We start from the raw sequence: 13,025 nt of genomic DNA, 5'->3' as shown, positions 1-13,025 counted from the left end.
TCATCAGTTGTCTTTTCTCCCGCCTCAGCGCGACTTCGGGTCGAAGGCATCGCGCACCGCGTCGCCGAGCATGATGAAGGCCAGCACCGCCAGGCTCAGGAAGAGGCTGGGGAACAGCAGGATGTGCGGGGTCGTCCGCAACGCCACGATGGCGTCGGAGATGGCCACACCCCATGACACCGCAGGCGGCGTCAGCCCGATTCCGAGGAAGCTCAGCGTGGCCTCCACCGAGATGAAGACACCGAGGTTGATCGTCGCCACGACGATCATCGGCGCGAGGGCGTTGGGGAGCACGTGGGCCCGGATGATGCGCCAGGGCGTCGCCCCGAGTGCACGGGCTGCCTGCACGTAGTCGTTGGGCTTCACCTGCAGGACGCTCGACCGCATGAGCCGGGCGAGGCCGGGCCACCCGAAGATCGAGAGCACCAGCACCACCTTGAGCACCACGAGCAGGTAGGGCGAGTTGACGTCGTTCGGGAAGGTCGCCATGAACAGGATGCCGCCGAGGAGCAGCGGGATCGCGAAGAAGATGTCCGTGATGCGCGAGATGAACGAGTCGAGCCAGCCGCCGTAGTACCCCGCGGCAACACCCATCGCCCCACCGATGAGGACGGTGGCGATCGACGCGAAGACACCGACGAGGATGGATGCCCGGGCACCGTAGATGGTGCGCGAGTAGATGTCGTAGCCCTGGATGTCGCGGCCGAACCACGCGCTGCCGCTCGGCTTCTGCCGGGCCTCCTTGAGGATGGCGGCGTTCGGGTCGACGTTGGTGAACAGCGAGGGCCAGGCGGCCATCAGCACGAAGAGCACGATCAGGACCACGGAGACCCAGAAGATCGGGTTCTTCTTGAGCGAACGCCAGGCGTCCGACGTGAGTGAGCGGGCCTCGTCCTGTCCCGGGGTGGGAGTGCTGGTCTCGGCGCCAACGGCAATGGTCGATGCCTCAGTCATGGCTGATCCTCGGGTCGAGCACGCCGTACAACAGGTCGACGAGCAGGTTGACGAGCAGGAACACCAGCACCAGGACGGTCACCGTGCCCACCACGGAGACGCCGTCGCGGTTGCGGATGCCGGTGAAGAGGTAACCACCCACGCCCTGGATGTTGAAGATCCGTTCGGTGACGATYGCGCCGCCGAGCAGTCCACCGAAGTCGGCACCGATGAAGGTGACCACCGGGATCAGGGAGTTGCGCAGGGCGTGCAGACCGATGGCGCGTTGCCGGGTCAGGCCCTTCGCGATGGCAGTGCGCAGGTAGTCGGCCCGCAGGTTCTCCACGAGGTTCGTCCGGGTCAGCCGCGCGACGTACGCGATCGAGGCGCTTCCGAGCACGAAGGCTGGGAGCAGCAGCTCGTAGACCGTCGCATCTGGCGACACCGTGACCGGGAAGAGCTTGGCTCGGACGCCGAGGTAGTACTGGAGCGTGGCCCCGATGACGAAGATGGGGATCGCGATGACGAACAGGGTGCTCACCAGGACGAGGTTGTCCATGAACTTGCCCTTGCGGATGCCCGCGAGCACACCGGCGATGACGCCGATGATCGTCTCGAAGAGGACGGCCATGCCGGCCAGCTTCGCGGTCGTGGGGTAGCGCTGTTCGAGCTCTTGCGAAACCTTGACGTTGCGGAACGTGGTGCCGAGGTCGCCCTTGGCCAGGTTGCCCATGTACTTCGCGTACCGAGTCGGCAGCGGGTCGTTCAGGTTGTGCTCGGCGCGGAACTTGGCGACGAACGCCGGCGCACAGGGCCGCTCGCCACACATGCCTGCCGTGGGGTCTCCGGGCAGTGCGAAAACCATGGCAAAGATAATGAACGTGGACCCAAGCAGCACCGGGATCATCTGGAGCATTCTCCGAAGGATGTACTTGTACACGTCACCTCCCTTGATCTGACGCCGTCGGGTGGGGTGTTCCCGTGGCGTGGCTGGACGAGCCGTGAGCGGGGGCGAGGCCTGCACGCCCGTGTGCATCTCACAACATAGTCGTATGGATGGTGCGGGTGTCAGGAGGCGGGGGTAACCCCTCAACTGACCCCGGACAGGCCATCGGCCTGCCGGCACTGGGCCGGCAGGCCGACGACGCTGTCCCGGTTCCCCCACCCTTGGGGCGGGGGAACCGGGACGGGCGTGCTACTTCAGCTGCAGGGTGGAGAAGTCGATCGTGCCGAACGCGGTGACCTTCACGTTCGTGACCTTGTTCGACCAACCGAACTGAGCGGTGGAGTACCACATCGGGATGGACGCCATGTCGCTGGCGAGCACACCCTCGGCCTCCTGGTACTTGGCGTTGGCGGACGGGCCGTCCTTGGCCGCCGCGGCCTCCTTGAGGAGCTGGTCGAACTGGGCGCTGCTGTAGTCGCTGTCGTTCGAGCCGGCACCGGTGCCGTAGAGCGGGGCGAGGAAGTTCTCGATGGACGGGTAGTCCATCTGCCAGCCGGCGCGGAACATGCCCTTCATCTTGCGGTCCGTGATCAGGCTACGGAACGTGGCGAAGTCGACCACGGGGGTGGCGACACAGTCGACACCGAGAGCGGTCTTGATCGAGTTGCAGGTCGCCTCGACCCACGCCTTGTGGGAGGAGTCGGCGTTGTAGGAGATCGTCATCTTGCCGCCCTTGAAGCCACCGGCCTCGTCGAGCTTGGCCTTGGCCTTGGCAGCGTCGAAGACACAGGACTCACCACAGGCGTTGGCCTTGTAGCCGTCAACGACCGGGGAGACCCAGCCGGTGGCGGGCTGACGCGTGTTGTTGAAGATCTGCTTGACGATGGTCGGACGGTCGATGGCCATCGAGATCGCCTGACGCAGCTTGACGTCCGAGTAGTTCGGGTCCGTCTTCGCCGGCGGGAAGTTGATCGCCTGGATGACGCCGACAGCCTTGGACAGGTTGCGGTCCGGCAGGTCGGTCTTGTACTTGTCATCGATGAGGGCCGAGGACGGGATGGTGTCGATCACGTCGAGCTGGTTGGCGATGACGTCGTTGTAGGCGGCGTCGTCGTCCTGGTAGATCTTGAACGTGATGCTGTCCAGCTTGCCGGCGAACTTGCCCGAGTAGCCAGCGAACTTGCTGATCTTGATCTCGGTGTTCTTGGTCCAGCTGTCGAACTTGAACGGACCCGCGCCGATCGGCTTCTCACCGAAGGCCTTCGGGTCGTTGAAGAACGAGTCCGGAACCGGGGCGAAGGCGGTGTAGCCGAGGCGGACCGGAAGGTTCGAGACCTTCTCCTTCGTCTTGATCGTGAAGGTGTAGTCGTCCTTCACCACCAGACCGCTGAGCTTGTTGGTCTTGGCCTTGCCAGCGCCTGCACAGGGGTCGGTGCCGGTGCCGGTGCACTGCGTGTCGGCGTAGCCCTCGATCGGGTCGAAGAAGTAGCTGCCCAGGGCGGCGTTCTCGCCGGCGGCAACCCAGTTCCAGGCGTCGACGAAGTTCTTCGACTTGACCTCGGTGCCGTCCTGGAACTTGTAACCCTTCTTCAGGGTCACGGTGAAGTTCTGGTTGTCCGACGTCTCGATCTTGTCGGCGATGTCGTTCTCGGGAGCCGCGGTCTCGGGGTTGTAGTGCACGAGCTTGGCCGAGATCGCGTCGAGCACGTTGCCGCCGCAGGTCTCGTTCGTGTTACCCGGGACAAGGGGGTTCTGGGGGTTGCACCCGCGGACCGTGACAGCCCCGCCGGTCTTGCCAGCGGAGCTGGAGCTGGTGTCCTTGCTGCTGTTGCCGCCACCACAGGCTGCTGCGAGCAGCGCCACGGAAGCGACTCCGGCAACCAGGGCCACCGTGCGAGTAGTTCCTCGCATTGACGTCCTCCTACTTAGGGTCTGCCGCCCAGATTGATGGGCGGTCGGTCCGGGCTGTGCACCGAGTGGAGCGCAGCCCTGTAACGCACAGGGCGTTCGTGTTGTGGCACCCATCAAATGGCAAGGAGGGAGCAAAGGCGACGCTCTGGGCCAAGCCGAGACAAAAACGTGATCGTCCTGCCGCCGACTTGAGAGCAGATCTTCGGCCGAGGTGCCCTTTATCCCTATTTGATGCTATTTGGTTTGGAATGCCCAACGGTGCCTCCCAGGCCCGCGCAGCCGCCTCCCGGCTCGAGGAGGCCCGCCGCAGGCGCCGGGGTCCACCGCCCGGGCGGGCTGACGGGCTAGCGTGGACAGGTGCCCTATGACGACGACCTGCGCCTTGCCCATGTCCTGGCCGACGCGGTCGAGCGGATCACCATGTCCCGCTTCCGGGCGCACGACCTCGTGGTGGAGTCCAAGCCGGACCTGTCGCTGGTCAGCGATGCCGACAAGGACGCCGAGGAGCTCGTGCGGTCCCAGCTCAAGCGCACGCGACCCCGCGACGCCGTCGAGGGCGAGGAGTTCGAGACCACCGGTCACGGGCCGCGACGCTGGGTCATCGACCCCATCGACGGCACCCACAACTTCGTGCGTGGTGTCCCGGTGTGGGCGACGTTGATCTCCCTGGTCGACAACGACATGCCCGTGCTGGGTCTGGTGGCCGCCCCCGCCCTGGGGCGGCGCTGGTGGGCTGCGAACGGCTCCGGGGCTTGGTCCGGTCGCAGCCTGGCCGCCGCCAAGCGGATCCATGTCTCCGCCGTCTCCGACATCGCCGACGCCTCGGTCTCCTACTCCAGCCTCAAGGGGTGGCGCGAGGTCGACCGTCACGAGGAGCTCCTCCAGCTCACCGACGACTGCTGGCGCAGCCGGGCCTACGGCGACTTCTGGTCCTACATGCTCGTCGCCGAGGGCGCCGTCGACATCGCGGCCGAGCCCGACCTCGCCGTCTACGACATGGCCGCCCTGGTGCCGATCGTCACCGAGGCAGGCGGCCGGTTCACGTCCCTGGCCGGCAAGGACGGTCCGTGGGGCGGCAACGCGCTGGCCACCAACGGCCTGTTGCACGACGAGGTCCTGGCCCGCCTGGGCACCGACGCCCGCGCCTGACTGATCGCCGACGGTCGTCCGTCGTCCGCTCAGGCGGGGACGATGCTGACGTCGCCCACGCCCAGCCCACGCACGCCCTCGGCATACGACTTGGCATCGCCGACCACCACGACGGTCCACTCCCCCTGCACCCACTCGCGGTAGGCGGCGGTGAGCTGCTCGCCGTCGAGCCTGCGCATGGCCTCGAGGGTCTGGGTGGTGAAGTCGGTGGTGAGGCCGTCGAGGGCCATCGTGACGGCCTCGTCGGCCACGGCGTCGGCCGTCGCGAAGCGACCCGGGGCCGTCTTGCTGATGAAGTCGACACCGGCACGCACCTCCTCGGCACTGAACCCCTCACGGCCCGACTCGAGGAGGTCGAGCAGCAGGCGCACCGACTCCACCGTGGCGTCGGCGCGGACCGAGCCGGAGGTGAGGAAGAGTCCCCCGACGCGGCGCGGACGGAAGACCGAGCGGATGCCGTAGGTGTATCCCTTCTCCTCGCGCAGCACCGCGTCGATGCGTGCGTTCGGTGAGCCACCCACCATGAACCCCAGGACCGGGTATGCCGCCCAGCCCGTCTTCGTGTGGCGATCGGGGCCGGCCCAGCCCACCAGGAGCTCGCTCTGCACGGACCCCGGCCGGTCGACGAGCACCACGCGGGCGGCGTCACCGGCGCGTGCCGGCGCCGTGGCAGCGGGCGCGGGCACGTGGTGGTCGTTGCGCCAGGTGCCGAGGGTGTCCTCGGCCAGCGTGACGACGTCGAGGCCGGAGAGGTCGCCGGCGACGACGGCGGTCATGCCGGTCGGACCGACCCGCTCGGCGTGGAAGTCGACGACGTGCTGGCGGGTGAGGGCCGTGATGCTGGCGGCGGTGCCGGCGGTGGGACGCGAGGCGCGCTCAGCCGCGTCGAAGAAGGTCGCGATGAACTCCTGCGCTGCCCGCTGGGGTGCGAGTGCCCGTTCCTGCTCGATCTGGGCCAGCCGCGTCTTGCGGTGGCGGTCCACCTCCGGCTCGGGGAAGACCGGCTCGGCCAGGGCCTGACGGAGCAGGTCGAGGGCCTCGGGGAGGCGACGCTTCGGCACGTCGAGGTCGACGCCGAGCCCACCATCGGTGACCGACGCGCCGAGGGCAATTCCCTTGCGCTCCAACAGTTCTGCGAACTCCTCGGGCGAGTGCTCAGCCGTGCCCTCGTCGAGCAGCCGTGCCATAATGCTCGCGACGCCCTCGACCTCGCGGGGTTCGACGGACAGCGGGAACGGCAGCACGGTGCGCACCGAGACGACGTACTGACCGGGGATGTCGTAGGTCAACAGCTCGATGCCGTTGGACAGCGTGTGCCGGGCGGGAGTCGCGAACTGCCATGCAGCCGGTGGTTGCACCGGGGGCTCCGGCGGGGTGCCGTCGTCGAAGACGCGCTCGGTCGGCGCACTGACGTCGCTCACGCCACCTCCTCCTCGTCGCGGACGGACAGGTGCCGGACGACAGCCCGGCTCTCGGGTCGCAGCCAGTGGGCAGCGGCGGCACGGACCTCGTCAGGACCGACCTCGCCGATCCGGTCGAGGAAGGTGTTGACGAACTGGCCGTCCCGGTGGAGCAGCACGTGCTGGCTGATCAGGTCAGCCCGTTCCTCCTGCCCCGCGAGCGCCGAGAGCCACGACCGCTCCGACTGCGCCATCGCCGACTCCATCTCGACCTCGGTGGGCCCCTCCTGCACGAACCGCTCCAGCTCTTCCACCACCGCGGCCTCCAGGGCTTCGGGGTCCTGGCCGTCGGCGACGTCGAGGACGAAGAAGCCCAGCGAGACTCCGTCGACGAAGCCCATCGCGTGAGCCTGCACTGCGTTGGCGACCTGCTCGCGCCGGACCAGTCGCTGCACCAGGCGGGAGGTCGAGAGTCCGCCGAGCGCGTCGATGGCCAGGCCTGCGGCGAAGAACTCGGGGGTGTTGTCGACCGGCAGCCGGAAGGCGATGTGCAGGCGGTCGTTGGGGACGTTGCCCGGCCGGTCCACCCGCACCGGCGACTCGAGGGGCGCCAGGGGCGGGACCGCGGGCCTGGCCGGCTCCGCGGAGGCCGGGAGGTGACCGAAGTAGCGCTCCGCCGCCGCGAACCCCTCTTCCGGCGTGACGTCGCCGACCAGGGTGAGGACGCTGTTGTTGGGGCCGTAGTAGCGCCGGAAGAAGTCGTGCACGTCCACGAGGCTGGCGGCGTCGAGGTCTTCCATGGAGCCGATCGTGGGGTGGTGGTACGGGTGCCCGGCCGGGAACACCGCGGCATACACCTCGATGAGGGCGGTGCCGTAGGGGACGTTGTCGTAGCGCTGCCGCTTCTCCTCCTTGACCACGTCGCGCTGGTTGTCGAGGTTCTCCTGCGTCACCGCGTCGAGCAGGTGCCCGTGCCGGTCGGCCTCCATCCAGAGGGCCAGCTCGAAGGCCCCCTTGGGGATGGTCTCGAAGTAGTTGGTGCGGTCGAACCACGTCGTCGCGTTGAGGCGGCCACCCTCGGCCATCAACCGGGTGAAGTGCTCGCCGCTGGCGATGTGCCGCGAGCCCTGGAACATCAGGTGCTCGAAGAGGTGCGCGAACCCGGTGCGGCCGGGCACCTCGTGCCGGGACCCGACGTTCACCCAGATGTTGACGGTGACGGTCGGCACGGAGGAGTCAGGTGAGACGACGACCCGCAGCCCGTTGGCCAGTGTCGTCTCGTGGATCGGGTAGTCCAGCGGCATGGCGCCACCCTAGGCGAGTCGCCCGCCGAGCACGCGTCATCTCACGCAGCGGGCACGGCGGCTCGACGCGGGCGACGACTCCCGTCAGAGGATGCGGCTGCCCTCTTCGCGAGCCTGGGCCACCGACTGGGCAGGCGCCTTCTTGTCGGAGGGGACGCGTGGCAGCGACGGCGCGTAGTCGGAGCCGAGCTGCTCGATCGCGGTGCGGGCGAACACCTGCTGCTCGGTGACCGTGCGCTCGGAGCGGCCACGGCCGAGGAAGCTCACCGTCCAGTGCAGGAGCGTGGTCAGGCGGTGCTTGAAGCCGATGATGTAGACGAGGTGGACGGCCAGCCACAGCAGCCAGGCGATGAACCCGGTGAACCGCAGGTTGCCGATCGAGGCGACCGCGCTGAACCGCGAGATCGTCGCCATCGAGCCCTTGTCGTGGTACTCGAACGGGCCCTTCGGCTCCTTGCCCGCGAGCCGCCGCTTGATCTGGCCGGCGGCGTAGCGGGCGCCCTGGATCGCCACCTGCGCCACGCCGGGGTAACCCTTGATCGAGGCCATGTCACCGACCACGAAGACCTCGGGGTGGCCCGGGAGCGTGAGGTCGTCGTTCACGGCGATCCGCCCGGCGCGGTCGAGCTGTGCTCCCGACTGCTCGGCCAGCTGGGCGCCGAGCTCGGACGCCTGGACGCCGGCCGCCCACACCTTGCAGACCGACTCGATGCGGCGGTGGGTGCCGTCGGCGTCCACGACGTCGATGCCCGTGGCGTCCACCCCGGTGACCTTGGCACCCAGCTGCACCTCGACGCCGATCTCGGCGAGTCGCTGGGCGGCCTTCGCACCCAGGCGGTCGCCGAAGGCGGCCAGCACGGTCGGTGCGGCATCCAGCAGGACGATGCGGGCCCGGCTGGTGTCGATGTTGCGGAAGTCCCTGCGCAGCGTGCGACGGGAGAGCTCGGCGATCTGGCCAGCCATCTCCACCCCGGTCGGGCCGGCACCCACGACGACGAACGTCATGAGCCGCTCGATCTCCTTCGGCGTGCTGGCCAGCTCGGCCCACTCGAACGACCCGAAGATGCGCCCGCGCAGCTCGAGGGCGTCATCGATCGACTTCATGCCCGGCGCGAACTGGGCGAAGTGGTCGTTGCCGAAGTAGGACTGCCCCGCCCCGGCCGCGACGAGCAGGGTGTCGTAGGGCGTCACCGTGTCGCGGTCGAGCACCCGGGAGGTCACGGTCTTCGCGGCGAGGTCGATGTGCGTGACGTTGCCGAGGAGCACACGCGCATTGCGTTGGCGGGCAAGGACTTCACGCGTGGCGGGGGCGATCTCTCCCTCGGAGAGGATGCCGGTCGCCACCTGGTAGAGCAGGGGCTGGAAGAGGTGGTGCGTGGTCTTGGCGATCAGCGTGACGTCGACGTCGGCGTGCTTGAGTGCCTGGGTGCCGAAGAGGCCACCGAAGCCAGAACCGATGACGACGACCCGGTGACGCGAGGCTGTTGTGGGCACCTGCTGCGAGGTCATTCCACCACTCTCCTGTGAAAGACGAAGGACGGCTACCCCAAGCGGGGTGCCGTCCTCACTGACGTCTGCTGCGCGGACCAGCAGCCACTGTGCTCAACGACGCTAGACCCCCCGGTATGCCGGCCCGTCGCCTCCGTGCGTGGAGTGCGACGCGCGTCACGTCGCCGTCCCAGCCCGTGGTCAGCCGGCGGGGGTCGGCTCGGGGTCCGGCGGTGGCGTGGTGGTCGTCGGAGGGGGTGCCGTGGTCGTCGTGGGGTCCGGCGTCGTGGGATCCGGCGTCGTGGGCGGCACGGTGGGGGTCGTCGTCGGCTGCGGCGCGGGAGCGGTGGGTGCTGGCGGGCCGGGTGGGGTGGTGGGCGACGTGGAGCGCGCGGCAGGGGCCGGCGAGGCCTTGGGCGCGGCGCTCTTGGCGGCGGTGGTCCTGCCGGGAGCGAGGGTCGGGACCGCGGGAGCGGGCTCCGGCGCGGGCAACGCGCTGGCCCGGCCTCCCGAGCCGACGCGGAAGGCGACGCTCGTCAGTGCGGCCAAGCCGTGCTGGCGGAAGTAGGACACCCACTCGACCACCGCCGAGTGGTACTCGTCGGACTGGTTGTAGGACAGCACCGCGGAGCGCAGGTCACCGGGTCGGGAGAGGTCCCGCCCGTCGAGACACAGGTAGCCGGCGGTCGCGAGGGCGGCATCGAAGACGTTCTGCGGGTCGCGGCGGCCGTCACCGTCGCCATCGCGCCCGGCCCAGCTCCAGGTGCCCGGGAGGAACTGCAGCGGACCCATCGCGCGGTCATACTCGCCGTCGCCGTCGTAGGCGCCCCCGTCACTGTCGCGCACCACGGCGAAGGGACCACCGTCCAGCAGCGGGCCGTAGATCGCCGGGGTGACCCGGTGCCCCGAGGTCACCGAACGCCCACCGATCGAGCCGGACTCGACCTGGCCGATCGCGGCCAGGTGCTCGGGGCGCAGATGGCAGCCCGCCGGCGCCTGGGACACCGCTTTGCGGTAGGCGGCCGCCAGCACAGCCTGGGGCGTCCCCGCGGCCGGCGAGCTGCCGTTGGCGCCGCCGCTCGGAGGCCGCGGTGGCGTGGGCGGGCCTGCGGGCAGGGGCGCCGGGGTCGGGTCCCGGGTCAGGGCGGCTGCCTCGGTCGGGGCCAGGTCGTCGAACGAGTACCGCGCAGGCACCGCGGCGAGGACGACTCCGGAGCGATCGGCACCCGGTCGCGATGGCGGTTTCGAGTCGTCGGCCCGGGGCGCGGTGGAGGCACTGAGGAGCACGGCCGCAGCCACGAACACCGCGGCTCCCGTCTGGTGCCTCCGCATGGCGCTCCCTTCCCACCGGGATCGTCCCTGCCGAGGCGAGCCGGCACGCACGATCCGGGGCAATGCCGGACGAACGGACGACCACCAAACGGACAGTGGTCACACCCGTCACAGCACGGGCCCCACCGGTCCTCAGAAGAGCCGGTCGGCCTCCTCAGCAGGCGGTTCCTCCAGCGACAGGAGGAAGCGCTTGCGGTCGAGACCACCCGCGTAGCCGACCAGGCTGCCGTCGGCCCCGATCACCCGGTGGCAGGGGACGATGATGCTGATGGGGTTGCGGCCGTTGGCCCACCCGACCGCCTGGCTGAGGTTGACGTCGCCGAGCGCCCGCGCGAGCTGGCCGTAGCTGCGGGTCTCGCCGTAGGGGATCTCGCACAGCAGCGCCCAGACGCGCTGTTGGAAGTCGTCGCCGTGGGGCGCCAGGGGGAGGTCGAACTCCGAGCGCTCCCCCGCGAAGTACTCACCCAGCTGCGTCGAGGCATCGACCAGGACCGGGTCGACCGCTGCGTCCCCGGCGGGCACGCCGAGGCTCTCGGCGGACCGGTCGCGGTCGGGCAGCGCCATGAAGCAGCCGACCAGGCAGCCGTCCTCCGCCACGAGCGTCAGGTCGCCGAGGGGCGACGACATCACCGTGTGGCTGCGCACGGAGCCGATCCTGCCATCCCCCACCGACAGCTCCCCCGGGTCTTTGAGCGATCCTACGGACCCTGACCCGTCGGATCGCTCAAAGACCCGGCTCAGGCGGGTGGGGGCGGGAGGGCGGCGGCCAGCCGCGCGGCATACTCCTGCGCCTCGTCGTCCGAGGCGTACTTCGTGCGCGGCCAGAAGAAGCCACGCAGGCCGTCGCCCTTGGTGCGCGGCACCACGTGCACGTGCAGGTGCGGGACCGACTGGGAGACGACGTTGTTCACCGCGACGAACGAGCCCTGCGCACCCAGACCCGCGACCACGGCCCCGGACACCCGCTGGGCGGCGCCCATCAGCACCGGCAGGAGCTCCGCGGGCAGGTCGACGAGGGTGTCGACGTGGATCTTGGGCACGAGGAGCACGTGGCCCTTGAAGAGGGGCCTGGTGTCGAGGAAGCCGAGGGTGAACGGTTCGTCGAGCACCACGGTGGACGGCAGCGCGGCGTCGATGATCCGGCAGAACAGACAGTCCACGAGCGGACTCTAGCCCGGGCGCTTCCCCGGGCGCGGGCCGGTGGCTGCCCCGCATGGCTCAGGGCAACCACCGGTCACGCGTGGGTAGCGGGGTGCGGCTCAGTGGCCGTGCGACCCGCCGCCACCCTGAGCCGCCGGCGCCTCGGTGTCGCCGTCGTCGCCCTGGTCGTCGCCGTTGTCGCCACCGGTGGGGTGGGCCGTCGGCGAGTGCTCGGCGCGGTGGTCGACCTCGCCACCACCGTTGACATCGGCGTGCTGGTCGTCGCTGCCCTTGCCGTCATGGTGGTTGGCCGAGGCCGTCGGGTTGGCCGTGTGCGTGCCGGAGCTGGTGCTCTCGTCCGCGCTGTCGGACTCCTCGGGCTCTGCCGTGGCCGTCTCGGTGGACTCCGTCTCGGTCGACTCGGGCTCGGTGGTGGCCGAGGTCGTCGTGGTCTCGCTCGGGTCGTCCTCCTGCACCTGGGCGGGCCCACGGTCCTGGGGGCCACCGGTCGCAGCCACGGCCACGCCGCCGAGATCTGCAAGGGCGAGGGCGGCGCCGACGGCAACGGCAACACGGCCGGCACGGCGAAGGGGAAGTCGAACAACGGTCACGAGATCGCTCCTGGAGTGGGGGGTGGCGCCTGGACCCTGCAGAGCCGGGTCGTCGAAGAACGCCGCCAGCTCAGCACTGGCTTCCACCGGCCCTTGGGAGGCCAAGGCACGCAAGGCCTCGACGGCCGCAGCCGCCGGGTCGCTGGCCGGCAGGTGCAGTCCTTGGGTGGTGTCTTCGGGTTCAGGCATGTCGGGGGTGCAATCGCGCGAGGGCCTCCCAGGGATACGGCTCTGGCGAAACTTTTCTGCGGAGCCGGGTCAGGGCCCGGTGCTGCAAGGACTTGACGGAACCCACGTCCTTGCCCAGCACGGCCGCCGTCTCCTCGAGGCTGAGGTCGGCCACCACGCGCAGCGTGAGCACGGATCGCTGGTCCGGGGTGAGGGTGCCCAGCACCTCGACCACGTGCTGCTCGGAGAGGACCGCCAGGGCTGCGTTCTCGGCCGAGGGGGTCACCGGGTCGGGTCCGGCGTCATCCAGGGTCAGCCACGTCCCTCGGCGGGCGCGCTGCCGGTGCCAGTCCACCTGCCTGCGGTGCGCGACCGTGAAGACCAGGGCCCGGAAGGCGGCGCCCCCGCCGGAGAAGTGCCCCATCAGCCGGAACACCGCGAGGAACACCTCGCTCGTGACGTCGTCGGCCTCGGCGACGCCGTGCGAGCGCAGGTACCCGGCCACGCGGGGCGAGAGCTCGAGCCACAACCGTCCGAAGGCAGCCCGGTCACCCGTCCTCGCCGCAGCGACGACGGCGTCCATGGGGTCACCGTCCACCGGCGTCCACCTCCGCTCAACCCGGCTCCGTGGCGCCCTGCTCGC

12 protein-coding genes are annotated in these 13,025 nt (G+C 69.7%); 1 reads left to right on the top strand and 11 read right to left on the bottom strand.

Annotated features, from left to right (window positions below):
- Positions 1-24: 24 nt before the first annotated feature.
- The 3 genes from AC1DX8_RS17500 to AC1DX8_RS17490 all read right to left on the bottom strand — a co-directional run bounded on the left by AC1DX8_RS17500 (position 25) and on the right by AC1DX8_RS17490 (position 3,790).
- Positions 25-954 carry an ABC transporter permease gene (locus tag AC1DX8_RS17500; protein ID WP_477631222.1) on the bottom strand — a complete coding sequence of 310 codons (930 nt, stop codon included), beginning with the start codon at positions 952-954 and terminating at the stop codon, positions 25-27.
- Positions 947-1,873 carry an ABC transporter permease gene (locus tag AC1DX8_RS17495; protein ID WP_477631221.1) on the bottom strand — a complete coding sequence of 309 codons (927 nt, stop codon included), beginning with the start codon at positions 1,871-1,873 and terminating at the stop codon, positions 947-949. Before AC1DX8_RS17495 ends, AC1DX8_RS17500 begins: the two co-directional genes overlap by 8 nt.
- Positions 1,874-2,128: 255 nt before the next feature.
- Entirely contained in the window at positions 2,129-3,790 is a 1,662-nt protein-coding gene (locus tag AC1DX8_RS17490; RefSeq protein WP_477631220.1) for a peptide ABC transporter substrate-binding protein, read from the bottom strand.
- A gap of 357 nt (positions 3,791-4,147) precedes the next feature.
- Between AC1DX8_RS17490 and hisN the strand changes: the two genes are divergently transcribed.
- Positions 4,148-4,939, top strand: coding sequence for a histidinol-phosphatase (hisN, locus tag AC1DX8_RS17485; protein WP_477631219.1), 792 nt, complete (start codon positions 4,148-4,150; stop codon positions 4,937-4,939).
- A gap of 29 nt (positions 4,940-4,968) precedes the next feature.
- Here the strand turns inward: hisN and AC1DX8_RS17480 are convergent, their stop codons facing one another.
- The 8 genes from AC1DX8_RS17480 to AC1DX8_RS17445 all read right to left on the bottom strand — a co-directional run bounded on the left by AC1DX8_RS17480 (position 4,969) and on the right by AC1DX8_RS17445 (position 12,980).
- Positions 4,969-6,360 (bottom strand): M16 family metallopeptidase, encoded by a 1,392-nt coding sequence (locus tag AC1DX8_RS17480; RefSeq protein ID WP_477631218.1) that lies wholly within the window; start codon positions 6,358-6,360, stop codon positions 4,969-4,971.
- A complete protein-coding gene (locus AC1DX8_RS17475; RefSeq protein WP_477631217.1) occupies positions 6,357-7,643 on the bottom strand; it encodes a M16 family metallopeptidase in 1,287 nt (428 codons plus the stop codon). Before AC1DX8_RS17475 ends, AC1DX8_RS17480 begins: the two co-directional genes overlap by 4 nt.
- An 84-nt stretch (positions 7,644-7,727) precedes the next feature.
- Positions 7,728-9,152 (bottom strand): NAD(P)/FAD-dependent oxidoreductase, encoded by a 1,425-nt coding sequence (locus AC1DX8_RS17470; RefSeq protein WP_477631216.1) that lies wholly within the window; start codon positions 9,150-9,152, stop codon positions 7,728-7,730.
- 180 nt (positions 9,153-9,332) lie between these two features.
- Complete coding sequence (locus tag AC1DX8_RS17465; protein ID WP_477631215.1) at positions 9,333-10,463, bottom strand: lytic murein transglycosylase; 1,131 nt, start codon at positions 10,461-10,463, stop codon at positions 9,333-9,335.
- A 132-nt stretch (positions 10,464-10,595) separates the two neighbouring features.
- Complete coding sequence (locus AC1DX8_RS17460; RefSeq protein ID WP_477631214.1) at positions 10,596-11,108, bottom strand: methylated-DNA--[protein]-cysteine S-methyltransferase; 513 nt, start codon at positions 11,106-11,108, stop codon at positions 10,596-10,598.
- Between the two features lie 92 nt (positions 11,109-11,200).
- Positions 11,201-11,623, bottom strand: coding sequence for an HIT family protein (locus AC1DX8_RS17455; protein ID WP_477631213.1), 423 nt, complete (start codon positions 11,621-11,623; stop codon positions 11,201-11,203).
- A 99-nt stretch (positions 11,624-11,722) separates the two neighbouring features.
- Positions 11,723-12,403 carry a hypothetical protein gene (locus AC1DX8_RS17450; protein ID WP_477631212.1) on the bottom strand — a complete coding sequence of 227 codons (681 nt, stop codon included), beginning with the start codon at positions 12,401-12,403 and terminating at the stop codon, positions 11,723-11,725.
- Positions 12,396-12,980 carry an RNA polymerase sigma factor gene (locus AC1DX8_RS17445; RefSeq protein ID WP_477631211.1) on the bottom strand — a complete coding sequence of 195 codons (585 nt, stop codon included), beginning with the start codon at positions 12,978-12,980 and terminating at the stop codon, positions 12,396-12,398. The genes AC1DX8_RS17450 and AC1DX8_RS17445 overlap by 8 nt, the downstream gene beginning before the upstream one ends.
- Positions 12,981-13,025 lie beyond the last annotated feature (45 nt).

The sequence above is a fragment of the Pedococcus sp. P2_A3 genome (assembly GCF_056405035.1).
This window is presented reverse-complemented; position numbering and strand designations above follow the sequence as displayed.